This is a genomic window from Paraburkholderia edwinii (assembly GCF_019428685.1).
Taxonomy (GTDB): domain Bacteria; phylum Pseudomonadota; class Gammaproteobacteria; order Burkholderiales; family Burkholderiaceae; genus Paraburkholderia; species Paraburkholderia edwinii.
The window spans coordinates 91735-108959 of the sequence record NZ_CP080095.1 but is presented as its reverse complement, the minus strand read 5'-3'; the positions used below and the strand labels follow the sequence as shown (position 1 = coordinate 108959).

General features: G+C 64.3%; 15 protein-coding genes. 4 read left to right on the top strand and 11 right to left on the bottom strand.

Going from position 1 to position 17225, the window contains the following annotated elements:
* Positions 1–3 precede the first annotated feature (3 nt).
* The 11 genes from KZJ38_RS00455 to KZJ38_RS00405 all read right to left on the bottom strand — a co-directional run bounded on the left by KZJ38_RS00455 (position 4) and on the right by KZJ38_RS00405 (position 12022).
* On the bottom strand, positions 4–891 hold the full coding sequence (locus KZJ38_RS00455) for an AAA family ATPase (protein WP_219798291.1): 888 nt from the start codon (positions 889–891) through the stop codon (positions 4–6).
* Positions 892–908: 17 nt separating this feature from the next.
* Entirely contained in the window at positions 909–1706 is a 798-nt protein-coding gene (locus KZJ38_RS00450) for an FAD binding domain-containing protein (protein WP_219798290.1), read from the bottom strand.
* A gap of 14 nt (positions 1707–1720) precedes the next feature.
* On the bottom strand, positions 1721–4126 hold the full coding sequence (locus KZJ38_RS00445; RefSeq protein ID WP_219798289.1) for a xanthine dehydrogenase family protein molybdopterin-binding subunit: 2406 nt from the start codon (positions 4124–4126) through the stop codon (positions 1721–1723).
* A gap of 22 nt (positions 4127–4148) precedes the next feature.
* On the bottom strand, positions 4149–4679 hold the full coding sequence (locus tag KZJ38_RS00440; protein ID WP_219798288.1) for a (2Fe-2S)-binding protein: 531 nt from the start codon (positions 4677–4679) through the stop codon (positions 4149–4151).
* Positions 4680–4998: 319 nt separating this feature from the next.
* Positions 4999–6402: a branched-chain amino acid transporter BcaP gene (gene bcaP / locus KZJ38_RS00435; protein WP_219798287.1), complete on the bottom strand. Its 1404-nt coding sequence runs from the start codon at positions 6400–6402 to the stop codon at positions 4999–5001.
* A 186-nt stretch (positions 6403–6588) separates the two neighbouring features.
* Positions 6589–7245, bottom strand: a complete 657-nt coding sequence (rqpR, locus tag KZJ38_RS00430; RefSeq protein WP_219798286.1) for a response regulator transcription factor RqpR — start codon at positions 7243–7245, stop codon at positions 6589–6591.
* Positions 7246–7265: 20 nt separating this feature from the next.
* Positions 7266–8099, bottom strand: coding sequence for a sensor histidine kinase (locus KZJ38_RS00425; RefSeq protein ID WP_219798285.1), 834 nt, complete (start codon positions 8097–8099; stop codon positions 7266–7268).
* A gap of 565 nt (positions 8100–8664) precedes the next feature.
* Positions 8665–9435 carry a ferredoxin--NADP reductase gene (locus tag KZJ38_RS00420; protein ID WP_219798284.1) on the bottom strand — a complete coding sequence of 257 codons (771 nt, stop codon included), beginning with the start codon at positions 9433–9435 and terminating at the stop codon, positions 8665–8667.
* A gap of 486 nt (positions 9436–9921) precedes the next feature.
* A complete protein-coding gene (locus KZJ38_RS00415) occupies positions 9922–10662 on the bottom strand; it encodes a LysE family translocator (protein ID WP_219798283.1) in 741 nt (246 codons plus the stop codon).
* The gene (locus KZJ38_RS00410; RefSeq protein WP_246641589.1) at positions 10663–11532 is read right to left on the bottom strand and encodes an endonuclease/exonuclease/phosphatase family protein; all 870 of its coding nucleotides are present in this window, start codon (positions 11530–11532) and stop codon (positions 10663–10665) included.
* Positions 11533–11551: 19 nt separating this feature from the next.
* The gene (locus KZJ38_RS00405) at positions 11552–12022 is read right to left on the bottom strand and encodes a hypothetical protein (protein WP_425518277.1); all 471 of its coding nucleotides are present in this window, start codon (positions 12020–12022) and stop codon (positions 11552–11554) included.
* Positions 12023–12357: 335 nt separating this feature from the next.
* Here KZJ38_RS00405 and KZJ38_RS00400 point away from each other — a divergent pair, with 335 nt between their 5' ends.
* The 4 genes from KZJ38_RS00400 (at position 12358) to KZJ38_RS00385 (ending at position 17099) form a co-directional block, all read left to right on the top strand.
* Positions 12358–13347, top strand: a complete 990-nt coding sequence (locus KZJ38_RS00400) for an AAA family ATPase (protein WP_219798281.1) — start codon at positions 12358–12360, stop codon at positions 13345–13347.
* Between the two features lie 568 nt (positions 13348–13915).
* On the top strand, positions 13916–15022 hold the full coding sequence (locus KZJ38_RS00395) for an NAD(P)/FAD-dependent oxidoreductase (protein ID WP_219798280.1): 1107 nt from the start codon (positions 13916–13918) through the stop codon (positions 15020–15022).
* A 272-nt stretch (positions 15023–15294) separates the two neighbouring features.
* A complete protein-coding gene (locus KZJ38_RS00390) occupies positions 15295–15606 on the top strand; it encodes a high-potential iron-sulfur protein (protein ID WP_219798279.1) in 312 nt (103 codons plus the stop codon).
* Positions 15607–15806: 200 nt separating this feature from the next.
* On the top strand, positions 15807–17099 hold the full coding sequence (locus KZJ38_RS00385; RefSeq protein ID WP_219798278.1) for an MFS transporter: 1293 nt from the start codon (positions 15807–15809) through the stop codon (positions 17097–17099).
* Positions 17100–17225 lie beyond the last annotated feature (126 nt).

The following is a 17225-nucleotide window of genomic DNA, read 5'->3' as shown; positions in this document are numbered from 1 at the left end:
AGGTCACTCCGCCGCGGCAATGCACTCGGCAATCTGCTGCGCGTCCATGCGCGCAAGATCGTCCTGATACTTAAGCAGTACGCCCAACGTATCCTGCACCGATTGCGGATCGAGCTCGGTCACGCTCAGCGCGTTCAGCGCGCGGCACCAGTCGATTGTTTCAGCGATGCCCGGCGCCTTGAACAGGTCCATCCCGCGCAACTGATGCACGAAGCCGACCGCGTGCCGTTGCAACGCCTCGCTCGTCTCGGGCGCGCGCGCGGCGACGATCGCGAGTTCGCGCTCGCGTTCCGGGTAACCGATCCATTGATAGAGACAGCGCCGCTTCAACGCATCGTGCACTTCGCGTGTACGGTTCGACGTCATCACGACGAGCGGCCGCTGCTGCGCGCACACGGTGCCGTACTCGGGAATCGACACCTGGAAGTCCGACAGCAGTTCGAGCAGAAACGCTTCGAACGGCTCGTCGGCACGGTCGATTTCATCGATCAGCAGCACCCGGCGCGCGCCCGGGTTCCGCTCGTCGGGCATCAGCGCCTGCAGCAGCGGGCGCTTGAGCAGAAACTCGCTGCGATAGAGCGTGTCGTTGGTGGGTTTCTCGCCGGCCGCTTCCGCGACGCGCAGCGCCATGATCTGCCGCGGGTAGTCCCACTCGTACAGCGCGCTGGCCGTGTCGAGCCCTTCGTAGCACTGCAGCCGCAGTAGCGACGTGCCGAGCATGCCGGCCGCCGCCTTCGCGAGCTCGGTTTTGCCGACGCCGGGCTCGCCTTCCACGAAGAGCGGCCGCTCCATCCGCAGCGCGAGAAAGAGCGCGGTCGCAAGCTCGCGGCTGGCGAAGTAGTCCTGTGCCGTCAGTTGCGCGAGCGTGTCGTCGATGGAGGCGGGTTGCATGCCGCGTCGACCCGCTGCTATGCCTTCGCGCGCTCGACCGCGCGCGCCGCGAGGATTGGAATCAGATGAGCACGATAGTCCGCGCTCGCGTGCAGATCGGTGTTGAGACCGTCGGCCGACACCGTCACGGCGCGCGCTGCCGCGGGCGAGAAATCGGCCGATAGCGCCTTTTCGAGCTCGGGCACACGAAATACCGACGGCGCCGCGCCCGTCACCGCAACGCGCACGCCGCCCGCCTGCTTCGCGACGAACACGCCGACGAGCGCGAAATGCGATGCCGGATTTCTGAACTTCTCGTATGCGGCGCGCTCGGCGAGCGGAAACTCGACCGACACGATCAGCTCGTCCGGTGCCAGCGCGGTCTCATACATGCCGACGAAAAAGTCTTCGGCCGCAATCCGGCGGCGGTCGGTCACGACCGTGGCCCCAAGGCCGAGCACGCCGGCGGGATAGCATGCGGCCGGATCGTCGTTCGCGAGCGAGCCGCCGATCGTGCCGAGCGCGCGCACCTGACGATCGCCGATATGCGCGGCGAGATCGGCGAGCGCGGGCAGCACGCGGCGCACATCCGCGTTCGCCGCGACATCGGCGTGACAGACGGCGGCGCCGATCGACAGCGAATTGCCGTCCGCGCGAATCTGCTTGAGCGCGGGAATGCGCGTGACGTCGATCAGCTTCGACGGCTGCGCGAGACGCAAGCGCATGGTCGGCAGCAGGCTCTGGCCGCCGGCCAGGAATTTCGCTTCGCCGTCCGCGGCGAGCGCCGATACTGCGGCCTTCGGATCGGCCGCACGTTGATAGTCGAACGTGTACATGTGGGCTCCTCGGCTCAGGCCTGTTTGGATGACGTAGCTTGCGATGCACCCGCGGTCCGCATCGCGGACCAGATCCGATGTGGCGTCGCCGGCATGGCGAGGTCGGTGACGCCAAGCGGCGCGAGCGCATCGATGATCGCGTTGATCACCGCCGGCGGCGAGCCGATCGCGCCCGCTTCACCGCAGCCTTTCACGCCGAGCGGATTGTGCGTGCACGGTGTGCCCTTTGCGGTTTCCACGGTGAACTGTGGCAGATCGGACGCATGCGGCATCGCGTAATCCATGTACGAGCCCGACAGCAACTGGCCGCTTTCGGTGTCGTACACGCAGCGCTCGAGCATCGCCTGGCCGATTCCCTGGCCGAGCCCGCCGTGCACCTGCCCTTCGACGATCATCGGGTTGATCACGTTGCCGAAGTCGTCGACGGCGGTAAAGCGTTCGATGCGCGTTTCGCCTGTATCGACGTCGACTTCGACTTCGCAAATATACGCGCCGGCCGGATATGTGAAGTTGGTCGGGTCGTAGAACGCGCTTTCGTCGAGGCCCGGCTCGAGCTTGTCGAGCGGATAGTTGTGCGGCACGTAAGCGGCCAGCGACACGTCGGTGAAGGTCTTCGTGCGATCGGTGCCGGCGACGCGGAACGTGCCGTCCTTGAACTCGATATCGTCGGGCGACGCTTCGAGCAGGTGCGCGGCAATCTTCTTCGCTTTCGCCTCGATCTTGTCGAGCGCTTTCACGATCGCCGAGCCGCCGACCGCGATCGAGCGCGAGCCGTACGTGCCCATGCCGAACGGAATGCGTCCGGTGTCGCCGTGCACGATCTCGACGTTTTCGATCGGCACGCCGAGCCGGTCGGCCACCACTTGCGCAAAGGTCGTCTCGTGGCCCTGGCCGTGGCTATGCGAGCCCGTGAACACCGTGACGGAGCCGGTCGGATGCACGCGGATCTCGCCTGCTTCGAAGAGGCCCGCACGCGCGCCGAGCGCACCCGCGACGTTTGACGGCGCGAGTCCGCACGCTTCGATGTAGCACGAGAAGCCAAGGCCGCGGCGCTTGCCTTTCTGTTCCGACGCCTGCCTGCGCGCGGCGAAGCCTTCGACGTCGGCGAGCTGCATGGCGCGCGCCAGAATGGTGTCGTAGTCGCCGGTGTCGTAGGTGAGGCCGACCGGCGTCGCATACGGGAACGAACGGATGAAGTTGCGGCGGCGCAGTTCGGCCGGGTGAATGTTCAGCTCGCGCGCCGCGGTTTCGACGAGACGCTCGACCACATAGGTTGCTTCGGGGCGTCCGGCGCCGCGATACGCATCGACGGGCACCGTGTTCGTGAAGACGGCTTTGACTTCCGCGTAAATCGCGGGCGTCGCGTACTGGCCGGCGAGCAGCGTCGCGTATAGCACGGTCGGCACGCTCGACGCGAAGGTCGACAGATACGCGCCCATATTCGCGATCGTATGCACGCGCATCGCGAGGAACTTGCCGTCCTTGTCGATGGCGAGTTCGGCCTTTGTCACGTGGTCGCGGCCGTGCGCATCGCAGAGGAAGGATTCGGAGCGCTCGGCAGTCCATTTGACCGGGCGCCGCACCTTCTTCGACGCCCATGTCACCGCGACGTCTTCCGCGTACAGAAAGATCTTCGAGCCGAAACCGCCGCCTACATCCGGTGCGATCACGCGCACTTTCGACTCCGGCAACGCGAGCACGAAGGCGGCCATCAGCAGCCGTTCGACATGCGGGTTCTGGTTCGCGACGTAGACGGTATAGGTGTCGTCGTACGGCGACCACGCGGCGTTCGCCGCGCGCGGCTCGATCGCGTTCGGTATGAGCCGGTTGTTGACGATATCGAGCGTGGTGACGTGCGCGGCATTGGCGAAGGCGGCGTCGGTCGCGGCCTTGTCGCCGTGGCCCCACGTGAAGCATGTGTTGTTCGGCACTTCGTCGTGCACGGCAGGCTGGCCTGCGTCGGCTGCATGCGCGGTATCGACGATCGCCGGCAGCTCCTCGTAGTCGACTTCGATCAGTTCGAGCGCGTTTTTCGCGGCGTTGACCGAATCGGCGATCACGAGCGCGACCTGGTCGCCGACGTGCCTGACCTTCGTATGCGCGATCACCGGATGCGGCGGCTCATGCATCGGCGTGCCGTCGATGTTGTGGATCAGCCAGCCGCACGGCAGCCCGCCGACGTTGTCCGCGGCGAAGTCCGCGCCGGTGAAGATCGCGACGACGCCCGGTGACTGCTTCGCCGCGGTCGTGTCGATGCTTTTGATGCGCGCATGCGCATGCGGCGAGCGCAGAAACACCGCGTACGACTGATGCGACAGGACCACGTCGTCGGTGTACTGGCCGGTGCCGGTGAGGAAACGGGCGTCTTCCTTACGTTTGACGGAAGCGCCAATGATGCGATGGGTTTCGGGTGCGTTCATGTTCGGGCTCCTCAGGCATCGATCAGGCGGTGACCTTCGCGGCGGTCTGGGTTTGCGCTGCTTGTGCTTGCGCTGAACCCGCGCCTGAGCGCATCGCAGCCGCGCCCTCGACGATCGCCTTGACGATGTTGTGATAGCCCGTACAGCGGCACAGGTTGCCGTCGAGCTGCGCGCGTACGTCGGCTTCGGACGGCTGCGGATGGGTCGCCACGAGCGAGGTCGCGCTCATCACCATGCCGGGCGTGCAGAAGCCGCACTGGAGCCCGTGGCACTCCTTGAACGCGGCTTGCATCGGATGCAGCTCGCCGTTCGTGGACAGTCCTTCGATCGTGGTGATTTCCGCGCTATCGGCCTGCACCGCGAGCATGTTGCACGACTTGATCGCGCGCCCGTTCAGATGGATCGTGCACGCGCCGCATTGCGCGGTATCGCAGCCGATATGCGTGCCGGTCAGCCGTAGCTGATCGCGCAAAAACTGAACAAGTAAGGTATTGGGCTCGACGTTCGCGGTAACGGGCGCGCCGTTCACCGTCAGACTGATGCTGATCGTCATGAACTGTCTCCTAGGCTCCACATGGGGATAGAGACCGGCTCGGGCCCACATTCACTACCTACCGCCTGCCTGCTGTGAGGGTCCGGCTCGGTTGGTGCTGTTTGTGATTTTGTGCCGCACAGTAAAGCACAAATTGACGGGGGCGGCTATCGGGGGAAATGGTCGCGGCGCGGCGTGTGGGCGCGAATCGCTAAGGCTCGGAAGCGCCTTCAGAAGCGGAATCAGAAGCGCCGAACGGCGCGCCGCTTGAGGCGGACGCGCCGTTCGAACGCGCAGTTCGGACGACAAGGAGCCGCGCTTGACGCGCGGCGTTGAATGTTTAGTGCGGATGCACACCATGCGCGAGCTTCGAGCGCCGGCGCGAATAACCGAAATAGATCATCATGCCGAGCGCGAGCCAGACGAGGAACGCGGTCCACGTGATGCCCGCGAGATTCACCATCAGGAATACGCACGATGCGACCGCGAGCACCGGTACGACGGGCACGCCGGGGCAGCGGAATGCGCGCGGCAGTTCGGGATGCGTGCGGCGCAGGATCAGCACCGCGATCGACACCATCGAAAACGCGGCGAGCGTACCGATGTTGATGAGCTCGGCGAGCACGTCGAGCGGCACGAGTGCGCCGATCAGGCCGAAGAAGATGCCGCACAGCCAGGTCGTGAGAAACGGCGTCGCGAAGCGCGGATGCACGCGCGACAGCGCGGCGGGCAGCAGGCCGTCGCGCGACATCGCAAAGATCACGCGCGTCTGGCCGTACGCCATCACGAGAATCACCGTCAGCATGCCGAGCACGGCGCCGAGATCGATGAGGCCGGCCACCCAGGGCTGGCCCGCCACCTGCAACGCATACGAAACCGGATGCGAGATATGCGCGAACTGCGCGGACGGCACGATGCCGGTCACGATCGCGGCGACCGCGATATAGAGCACCGCGCATACTCCCAGCGATGCGATGATGCCGATCGGCAGATCGCGTTTCGGATTCTTGACTTCCTCAGCCGCGGAGGACACCGAATCGAAGCCGATAAACGCAAAGAACATCACCGCGGCCGCGCCGAACACGCCCGACCACCCGTTCGGCATGAACGGATGCCAGTTCGCCGGCGTCACGTGGAACACGCCGACGGCAATCACGAGCAGCACAACGGTCACCTTGATCGCAACCATCAGATTATTGACGCGCGTCGACTCGCGCACGCCGACCGACAGCAGCGTCGTAATGGCCATCATCACGAGGAAGGCGGGCAGGTTGAAAAGCGTGGTGTGGCCCGGCAAAGCACCGGGTGCCGCGGTCAGCGCGACGGGCAGCGAAATGCCGAAGCCCGACAGCAGCGATTGCAGATAGCCGGACCAGCCGACCGATACCGCCGAGGTGGCGAGCCCGTATTCGAGCATCAGGTCCCAGCCGATGATCCACGCGGCGAGCTCGCCGAGCGTTGCGTACGAGTAGGTGTAGATCGAGCCGGCGACAGGAATGGTCGAGGCGAACTCCGCGTAGGCAAGCGCGGCGAAGCCGCAGGCGATGGCGGCGATAACAAACGAAACGGTGAGCGCGGGGCCGGCCTGGACCGCGCCCGTGCCGGTGAGAACGAAAATGCCGGTGCCGATGATGGCGCCGACGCCGAGAAACGTCAGATCGAGCGCGCCGAGCGCTTTCTTGAGGCCGGCCGCTTGCGCGCCGGCAATCATGTGTTCGACGTTTTTCTTTCGGAATACGGACATTGCCAGAAGATCTCAAGTGTCGACCGGAGTCAGCGCCTTAGTGTCGACGCCGGTCCCATGCAACGGGGTTGCAACATGGTTGCGAGCGGCACGCGTGCGTCGCGTGCCGGGTGCGGGAAACCTTCAATTTTAGCCGATCCCTGATGGGCGGCCTTTGGCGGGGAGTCGGAGGGGACTGCTTGCGGGTCAGGCCGTCATGGCCGGATTCAGGTCGACGAGCCGGTTCGTCATCACGTAGAACGTGAGCTCCGCGTTGTTGCGCAGCTTCATCTTTTCGAGCAGGCGTGTGCGGTACACGCTGACCGTCTTCACCGATAGCGACAGCGCGTGCGCGATATCGGTGAGGCGCTTACCTGACGCGAGCATACAAAGCGTCTGGTATTCGCGGTCCGATAGCTTTTCATGTGGCATCTGCTCGCCGTCGAACGATACGTAGTTCGCGAGCGCCTCGGCCATCGCCGGGCTCACGTATTTACGGCCGGCGGCGACCTGCTGGATCGCGGCGATCATCTGCGCGGCGTCGACCGTCTTCGACAGATAGCCGGCCGCGCCGGCCTTGAGTGCGCGCACCGCGTACTGGTCTTCGCGATACATCGAGAACATCAACACCGGCACGCGCGGCACCTTGCGCTTCAGGCGCTTGAGCACTTCGACACCGTTCAGGTCCGGCAACGAGATGTCGAGCAGGATCACGTCGTACGAGTGCCGGCCCGCTTCCATCAGCGCTTCGGCGCCGGTCTGGGCTTCGGCCACTTCGGCGGCGACGCCGCGGTCGAGCAGCAACTGGCGCACGCCCTGGCGAACCACGGCGTGATCTTCGGCAAGGAGGATGCGCAGGTTCATCGTGCTTGTCGGCTATCGGGTCATGAGCGCGCGGCGTGGCGCCGCGCGTCGGGTTGAGTGGTAGCCAGCAACGCGCGCCACGCAAATCGCGCGTGCAGCGCGGTGCCGGGCAGCGCACCGCGCGCATGTTTCTTGTGCTTCTTTGAGCGCAACGTGTTCTCGATGGCGAATTCGCCGTCGAATGCTTCGCAGCGCGCGCGCATGCCGGACAGACCGAAGCGGCGCTCACGCATGTTTGCTGCAAGGTTCGATGTGAGCTTGCCGGCGGTAAGCGGCAGGCCGATGCCGTCGTCGGCGACGACGAGAATCAGATGCTCGGCGTCGGTCTCGATGCGCACATCGGCGCCCGACGCACGGGCATGCTTCGCAACGTTGTTCAAGGCCTCCTGCGCGACGCGGAACACCGCGAGCGCGGCGTCGCCTGGCAGGCGCGTCAAACGTGCGTCGGCCGCGCAGACGAAGCTCGTGCGCAGGCCGGTGCGGGCCGCGAAGCTGCCGGTCCATTGCGATAGCGCGTGCACGATGCCGCTTTCGAACGATGGCGCATGGAGCTCGTCGATCGCGTGGCGCGTCGCGTCCGAGACCGCGTCGAGCGAGCGGTTCGCGACGGCGAGCGACGCCGCGCATTGCGGCGGCGCATCGGCTGGTAACCATGTTTGAACGTTAGCGAGCGCGAAACGCGCGGCGGTCAGCTCCGCGCCGGCGCTGTCGTGCAACTCCTGCGCGAGATGGCGGCGCACGGCTTCCTGCGCGTGCACGACCTCGGCGGCGAGTTCGCGGACGCGCTCGCGCAGGCGCGCGAGCTCGGCGTGTTCGGCGTGTGCGCCGATCGGTACCACGGTCGACGTATCCATTGCGCCCCTGTCAGAAAGTTGCGTGGCCGGCAAACCGGCTGTGCGTCGACAGCGCAATCATGGAAAAACGCATGCGAACCCTTGGCCTCCCAGACGTCTCCGTCCGGTCGATGCCGTGACGGACAATCGCTACGCGATGGCGTAACGAAATTTACATTCGGTAACAACCCGGTGACACCTCGAACTTAGGCGTCGCGTAGGGGTACTGCGCCGCGATGATATCCTAAAAAAAGAAAATAATGCAGGCAGGGCAAGGCTCCGCGCGTAAATTTCACCTGTCGCGCACTTTTTTCTCCGACACGGTTTGTAGGAAAAACGCTTACAGCCGGCAGACGTTTCTGTGTGTCTATTTGTAACGCCAAGCCTGACAAGCTGACGTGCACGGGGCGACGCGCGAATTCGCGCTGTGCCGGCGTCAAGGGTATGGAAGGCTAAATGAAAGCAAAATCGTAGGCGCAAAAAAAGACCGGGATATGTCCCGGTCTTGTTGTTTTTACGCCGACTGCACGCCGCAAGGCTGCGGCCATGGAGGGCGAGGCCAGATATCAGCCAATCGGCATCGGGCTTAGCCCACGAAGGCCTTTTCGATCACGTAGTGGCCCGGCGAGTTGTTGCTGCCTTCCTCGAAGCCCATGCTGTCGAGCAGTTCGCGCGTGTCGCGCAGCATGTGCGGGCTGCCGCACAGCATGACGCGATCGTTCTCTTTCGAGAAATGCGGCAGGTCGAGGTCCGCGAACAGCTTCTGCGTTTCGATCAGTTCGGTGATGCGGCCGCGGTTCTGGAACGCTTCGCGCGTGACCGTCGGGTAATACACGAGCTTGTCGCGGATCAGCTCGCCGATATGCTCGTGCGCCGGCAGGTGGTCCGTGATGTATTCCTTGTACGCGAGCTCGTCGACGAAACGGCACGTATGCGTGAGTACGACGCGCTCGTAGCGGTCGTAGACGTCCGGGTCCTTGATGATGGACATGAAGGGCGCGAGGCCCGTGCCCGTGGACAGCAGCCACAGTGTCTTGCCGGGCAGCAGGTTGTCGGCCACGAGGGTGCCGGTCGGCTTCTTGCCGATCAGGACCTGGTCGCCCACCTTCAAGTGCTGCAGCCGCGACGTGAGCGGGCCGTCCTGCACCTTGATGCTGAGGAATTCGAGGTTCTCTTCGTAGTTCGCGCTCGCCATGCTGTAGGCGCGGATCAGCGGCTTGCCGTCGACCTCGAGGCCGACCATCGTGAACTGGCCATTCTCGAAACGGAACGACGCGTCGCGCGTGCAGGTAAAGCTGAAAAGCGTATCGGTCCAGTGGTGGACGCTCAGGACGGTTTGTGAATTCAGGTTGCTCATGGCTTCTATGGATGAGGCGAAAACAAGGGCGGCCCTGGTGACGGCCTTAGCGGCCTTGCAGTGGCTTTTCGGCGGCCGGCACGGCGATACGCCATTCCTGACACGACCCTAACGAGGCATACCGCGCGGAAAAAATGCTGCGGAATCCGCTATTTTACCGCGTTACCGGTTCGCAGGCCGCGGGCGGCAAACCGGCTTGCCGCAGCCGCCGGATCTGGCCACGGCGTTTGGCTACAGCGTTCGGCCGCGGCATCGGCCACACCATGGCTGCAGCACGGCTACAGCTTCGATGCTGCAATCGCGTGGGCGCGGTGTCGCGACGACGGCGACGCGATGGCGCACCAGGCGCAGTGATCGATGCGCGGGATGGCAAACCAGAGACCGGCGATGATACCGAAACGCGGAACGCATAGCAGGATTGACCCTGTTCGCGAAGCTGGAACCTGGATCGGCGCGGCTTTTACCGCACGGCGCAGCGCCTGTCTTCTAGCGCTCCGCCGCGAGCTTTGCGCCAAGGCCGATCAGCGCCGCACCGCATAGTGCGTCGATCGGCCGGCGCAGCTTGCGGTAGCCGCGCTGCGTGCGCTCGGTCGCGAACATCAACGCGACGCTGCCGTACCAGCCGGCCGACATCAGCGAGATCGTCGCGAGCACGGTGCCGCAGAACCAGAGCGGCGCGTGCGTCGGCATCATCGTCGCGAACACGCTGGTCCAGAACGCGCACGACTTCGGATTCGTCAGGCTTGTGACGAGCCCGCGCCGCCAGGCGCGCAAGTGAGCGCCGGCATCGTCCGCGGGCGATATGTCCGGGGGTATGTCCGGTGAGATGTCCGATAGCGCGGATGGGGCAACCGCGGCGTGGCCGGTCGCACCCTCCGTGCCGTTCCCGTGCTTCGCACCAATCGCGCCCATCGTGCCTATCGTGCGCCGCATGCCCGAGCGCAGCAGCTTGAACCCGAAATAGATCAGATACAGCGCGCCGGCGATGCGAATTCCGTTGTACACCCAATCGATTTTTTGCAGCACCGCGGCGAAGCCGAGCATCGCCAGCGTCGCCCAGACTGTCGAACCCATGCCGACGCCAAGCGCCGAGGCGGCGCCCAAACGGCGTTTGCCCGCGAGCGACAGCTGCGTGATCATAAAGAAATTGGGGCCCGGACTCACCAGCGCGACGAGGTAGACGGCTGCGATTTGCAGCAGGATCGGAAGATAGGGATGGCTTGCCATCTATTCGACTCGCAGGCGCGCCATATAAGGCAAATGATCGGACAGCCACGCGGTCTCCTGCGCCGGCTGGATCCATTCGACCGGCATCATGCCGCGCACGAACATCTTGTCGAGCGCGAGCGCCGGCGAAAACGCCGGAAACGTTCGTCCCGATTCGCCGAGCAACGTGGCGACCTCGTTCATTCCCAGTTCGGCGAAGAGCGGCACCGAATCGTTGCGCCAGTCGTTGAAGTCGCCGGCGAGCACGAGCGGGCCATCGGCCGCTTCCTTGTCGATCCAGTGGGCGATCCAGTTCATCTGGCGCAGGCGCGCCTGGCGCGTGAGCGCGAGATGCGCGCACAACAGCGTGACCGAGTGGCCCCCGAAGGTGGCGCGTGCGACGAGCAGGCCGCGCCGTTCGAAACGGTGCGCGGAAATGTCCCAGCGCCCGCCGAGATCGAGCGGATGCGGCGACAGGATTGCATTGCCGTGACGCCACGACGGCTTGAACACATTGGTTCCCAGCGCGATCTGCAATTCGAGCGCGCGCGCGATTTCAGTCGCCTGGCAATGCCAGATATCGTCGGTGGGTTCGCCGATTGGCGCGCCGAAGTTGCTCGCGAGCACCGGCGCCGGCATGCGGCGCGCCATCGCCTCCTGCAAAAAGTAGGCGTCGGCGTGCGTCGACTGCACCCAGCGCTGCATCGCCTGCCATGCCTGGAAGCCGAGCGGCGAGCGGCCCTTGTGCAGGTTCCAGCTGACCGCGATGAAGTCGCGGTTCGGTTCGTCGCGCAGCGCGATGTCCGGGCCGGGCGCATTGCGCTCCAGGTTGTCGAGGCCGGAACCGTTTTGCCGCGCGGGGTCGCGTATCAGTTCTTCGGGGTTTCGCATTCCGCGTTGTCCACGTTGTTCATTGCTGTGCCGGGCTGCTGGCGACGCTCGCGCGTACGCGATAAACGAGCTGCGGGTCTTTATCGACGAGCGTCCAGCTGGTCCAGTCGCTGCCGCTCGCCTTGAGGCCCGGATGGCTTGCGCTCACCTGTCGCGGCTGCGGCGGAATCTTGCATCCCGATGCCGAGGTGCGCTGCGTACTCGTGTCTTCGAGCGTTTCCTGAGCCTCGATCGCAAGCGTCACGCCCGTCGCGTCCGCCGCGATCGGCGAAACGGTCAGCGTGCGCTGCAGGTCGATATCGCCGGCCGGCTGGTCCTTGCAGCCGACGCTGTGCTGCACCACATGATGGTGCGTGTCCGTACGCGCCTGGCCGACGGTTGTCGTGCCTTCGAACGAATCGATCTGCTGCCCGTTCTGCATCACCTGCAACTGCCATTGCACGACCGGCGCGCTCGTCGCGGACTGCTGCGCGAATGCAATCGATGACATACAAATCGGCATACAGACCAATACGGCGGCGATGCGGGTTTTCCACATGAATGGGGTCTCCGGAATCGTTGCGGCCGCGCTTTGTCCGACAGCCGATCATCTTACGCCTGGTGGCGAGAACCTCTCTGACCCCCGATCCGCGGCCAGGGTTCAGCAACAATATCCTGCAAATTGTGACGCAGTCCCGCGCGTTCAAGCGGTATTAGCAGCAACCCCGCGCCGCTGCTGGCTTGCAAGCCCGTCGCACATCGTTACACTGAAATCGGGACGGTGCCGGCTGGCGCCGTCCGCACAACGAGCAAGATCCACGACACATTTGCACGACGGGTTGAGCCATGACGACGGCGATGGTCAAACAGGAGATCGCGGTAGCGTCCTTCAGCAAGCTGTACGACCTCGATCAGGTCGAAGCGGCGCTCAACGATCTGAACGACAGCGCGAACGAAGCCCTGCGCGCGACCTACGAAAAGATGCTGAAGATCGGCAACCTGCGTTTTTGCGTCAAGCCGAACCGGATGCCGTCGATCGACGATCTGATCGGCACCTTGCCGAACTTCGCCGAACCGCTCGACGATGTACGCAGGCAGGTCGCGCTATGCATCGAAACCGACGACCGGCTCGAGCTGATGCCGATTCTGCTGCTCGGCGATCCGGGCATCGGCAAGACGCATTTCGCCAGGCAACTCGCGCGCATGCTCGGCACGTCTTATCACTATGTCGCGATGGGCGCGCTCACGGCGGGGTGGATTCTGTCCGGCGCGTCGTCGCAATGGAAAAACGCGAAGCCGGGCAAGGTATTCGATGCGCTCGTGCACGGTAGCTACGCGAACCCGGTGATCGCCGTCGATGAAATCGACAAGGCGAGCGGCGATTCGCAATACGATCCGCTCGGCGCGCTCTATGCGCTGCTCGAGCACGATACCGCGCAGACCTTTATCGACGAATTCGCGGAGATTCCGATCAACGCGCAGCACGTGATCTGGATTGCCACCGCCAACGATGCGCGCGCGATTCCCGAGCCGATCCTGAACCGGATGAACGTCTACGAAATCCCGGCGCCCGATTGCGACGGCGCGCGGCGTATCGCGCAATCTATCTATGACGAGATTCGCGGCGCTCACGGCTGGGGTCAGCGCTTTCCGGCGAGCCTGTGCGACGCGGCGCTCGAGCAATTGCAGCGCGCTTCGCCGCGCGAGATGCGCCGCGCGATTCTGAACGGCTTCGGCGCCGCGCGCATCGACGGCCGCGACCAGATCGAAGCGGGCGATATCCGGCTCGATCATCGGACGCGACGCAAGCCGATCGGTTTTCGCGCCCGCGGGTGAGACGAACGCGTGGCGAAGCGTTGAGTAGAAAAGCGAACGCGGCGGCGTCGGTAAAGGGGCGCTGAGTGCGTGTCCGAAGTGGGCTCCGCGCGAGGCCGGTTAGTTTCCGCGCAGATTCCTGCGTTTAATTTCGGCATTTAATTCCTGCGTTTAATTCCTTTTATGGACGCAAGAATCGCGATAGCGTGGCGATGTGCAATGCCTCTGCATATTCGCGATCGACGCAAAAGGTTCAGTCCGTGTTCGCGCAAACGATTGCCGTTGATGCTTATGCGTCCGGCACGCGTCAAACGCGCGTCGAACGCATGCAAAAGCGCGAAGCACGAAGAAGCGCGGATCATCGGGTTGGTCGGCTAAACCACACATGAGCGGCGATGACGGCGTACACTCCGTCAACGCTGGTGTAGTGTGATAGAGCGTTGAAGATCGCCATGCCCGCAGCCGTCTCCGGCTTCGGGCTTTTGCGTCTCTGGAGCCGTCGTACAATTTTGCCGTGACCGTACGCGATCTTCATCTTCACCGGGTGGACGAGGCAAAACGCGGTGCATGAATGGCCGCGTCAACGAATATGGATCAAATCGAATGTGTGGTGATCGGTGCCGGCGTGATCGGTCTCGCAGTGGCTCGCGCGCTGGCGGCGCGCGGGCGCGAGGTGATCGTGCTCGAAGCGGCCGAGGCGATCGGCGTGGGAACGAGCTCGCGTAATAGCGAGGTCATCCACGCGGGCATCTACTATCCGCGCGGCTCGCAAAAGGCCGCGCTGTGCGTGCGTGGCCGCGAGCTTCTCTATGAATACTGTGCGGCGCGCGGTGTGCCGCATCAGCGCTGCGGCAAGCTGCTCGTTGCGACCGCGCGCAACCAGATTCCGCAGCTTGAAACCATCCTCGCGCGCGGCCGTGAAAACGGCGTGCTCGATCTCATGCGTATCAGCGGCGCGGAAGCGCAGGAACTCGAGCCCGCGCTCGAATGCGTCGATGCCGTGTTTTCACCGCAAACGGGCATCGTCGATAGTCATCAGTTGATGCTCGCGTACCAGGGCGATGCCGAACGCGACGGCGCGGTGCTCGCATTTCATGCGCCGGTCGAATCAATCGAAGCATCGAGCGGGCGCTTTACCGTCACGGTCGGCGGCGCCGCGCCGACGACGATCGGCGCAGCCTGCGTGATCAACAGCGCGGGCCTGTACGCGAACGCGCTGGCGCGCAAGATTCGCGGCTTGAATCCGCGTTATGTACCGCCGCTTTATTTCGCGCGCGGCAACTACTTCAGCATGTCGGGGCGCGCGCCGTTTAGCCGGCTTATCTATCCGATGCCGAACGACGCGGGTCTTGGCGTGCATCTGACGATCGATCTCGGCGGCCAGGCGCGTTTCGGCCCGGACGTCGAATGGGTCGATTCGATCAATTACGACGTCGACCCGCGCCGTGCCGATTCGTTTTACGCGGCCATTCGCGCGTATTGGCCGGACCTGCCCGATCAGGCCTTGCAACCCGCGTACGCGGGTATACGGCCGAAGTTGTCCGGCCCAGGCGAACCCGCCGCCGATTTCCTGATTCAAGGCGCGGCGGCGCACGGCGTACGCGGGCTCGTGAATCTGTTCGGCATAGAGTCGCCGGGGCTCACGGCATCGCTTGCGATCGCGCAGCGCGTCTGCGAGCTGGTGGGGCGCGCGTAACAAGGCTTGCGCGCTTGCCTGCGTCCATCTGTCGCAGGCAAGCGCGACACCCGTGTCTATCTTCCCGCATCTTCCTCTCGCGACGCCGCGTGCGGTGCTCATCGTGTTCGCCGCGGCCTGCTCGGGGCCGTGAAATCTCCGCTGCGCATTTGCTTATGTCCGGCATTGAAGCCTCCCGCGCGCCGGCTTCATTGCTATGCTTGGGGACCGCTGTCGACAGAACGGCGGATCAATCCAGGATCACGGATCAAGACATAACGGAGCGAGTCCCCATGAAATCATCCCGTCGTACGTTTCTGATCACGAGTATCGGCGCCGTGTCGGCGCTCGCGCTGTCGCGCGAGGCGCTGGCCGATGCACCGAAGGTCGCCGAAAGCGAGCCGACCGCCCAGGCGCTTGGCTACAAGATGGACGCATCGCAAGTCGACAAGGCCAAGTACGCGAAATACGCCGCCGGCGAAGACTGCGGCAACTGCAGCTTCTACCAGGGCAAACCGACCGACGCATTCGCACCCTGCCCGATGTTCGCGGGTAAGCAGGTCGCCGCGAAGGGCTGGTGCAGCGCATACAACAAGAAGGCCTGAGCGCCGTCAGCAGCAGCGAGGTTCAGGCAGTTAGCGTTAACTCCGGTGCTTGCGGGCCGGTTACCGGCTGACCGGCCGAAGTCCGAAGTCCGAAAAACGTCCGTTGCGTACTACGCGACGGACGTTTTTTTTCTTGAAAACGCATGAAGCGCTCTTTACACTCGCGTCCAAACTTCAAACGTGCAGGCCGGAGAGACTCGATGGCATCAGCATCCAGAAAGCTCAACGCCCGGGCGGTCACGGCTGCCGTCATCGGCAACGCGCTCGAGTGGTACGACTTCACCGTGTTCGGTCTTCTGACGGTGGTCATCGCGGAGCTTTTCTTCCCCACCAGCAACGACTATTCGTCGCTCCTGCTCACCACCGCAAGCTTCGGCGTCGCGTTCTGCATGCGGCCGGTCGGCGGCATCGTGCTCGGGCTCTATGCCGACCGCGCAGGCCGGAAAGCCGCGCTTTCCGCCGTGATCGCATTGATGACGCTCGGCATTCTGCTGCTCGCCATCGCGCCGCCCTATTCGGCGATCGGCATCGGCGGGCCGATCCTGATCGTGGTCGGGCGCTTGCTGCAGGGCTTCTCGGCGGGCGGTGAGTTCGGCAGTTCGACGGCGTTGCTGATCGAGGCCGCGCCGTTTTCGAAGCGCGGCTTTTACGGCAGCTGGCAGATGTCGAGCCAGGCGGCGGCGCTGCTGCTCGGCGCGGTGGTCGGCGCGGCGGTGACGCGCGGGCTGCCGCACGATGCGCTGATTTCGTGGGGCTGGCGCGTGCCGTTCATACTCGGTCTCGTGATCGGGCCGATCGGCTTTTATATCCGCCGCAATCTCGCCGATTCGGAAGCGTTTCTGCACGCGAAGCAGAACGCGCGGCGCGCGACGCTCGGCGAACTGTTCACGCACCACAGCCGCGACCTGATCTGCGGACTCGGCTCGGTGATCGCGTTGACGGTCACGATCTATGTGTTGATCAGCTATCTGCCGACCTTCGCGGTCAAGCAACTGAAATTGCCTTATGGCGAATCGTTCACGGCGGTGATCGTCGGCAATCTGCTGCTCATGATTCTTTCGCCGGTGGCCGGCGCATGGTCCGACCGGATCGGGCGCAAGGGTTTGTCGCTGTGGTCGCTCGTTCTCACGCTGGTGCTTATCTATCCGCTTTTCGTATGGCTCGAAGGCGCGCCGAGCGTATCGAAGCTGATTCTTGTGCAAGCCGTTCTGTCCGTTACGCTGTCGGGCTACTACGGGCCGTTCGGCGCGATGATGGCCGAGCTCTTTCCGGCGAATGTGCGCTCGATCGGTCTTTCGCTTGCCTATAACGTCGCGGTCATGCTGTTCGGCGGTTTCGGGCAGTTCGTCGTGACGTGGCTCATCAAGGAAACAGGTTCGCCGCTCGCGCCGACGTATTACGTGATGGCCGGTCTCGCGCTGTCGATCGTGTCGGTGGCCTGCATCCCGGCGGGACGTCATGCGGACCTCGACGCGATGCGCAAGCCCGCGTGATAGGCGTGCTATTGGAGCGCGTTATTGACGCGTGGGAGCGCGTGCGCGCAACGGTGGGATACGCGAACCGCGCGCGAACGGGCGTAAGTTCACGCAATTGCGCGCGGTGGTGTCAAAACGTTGGTG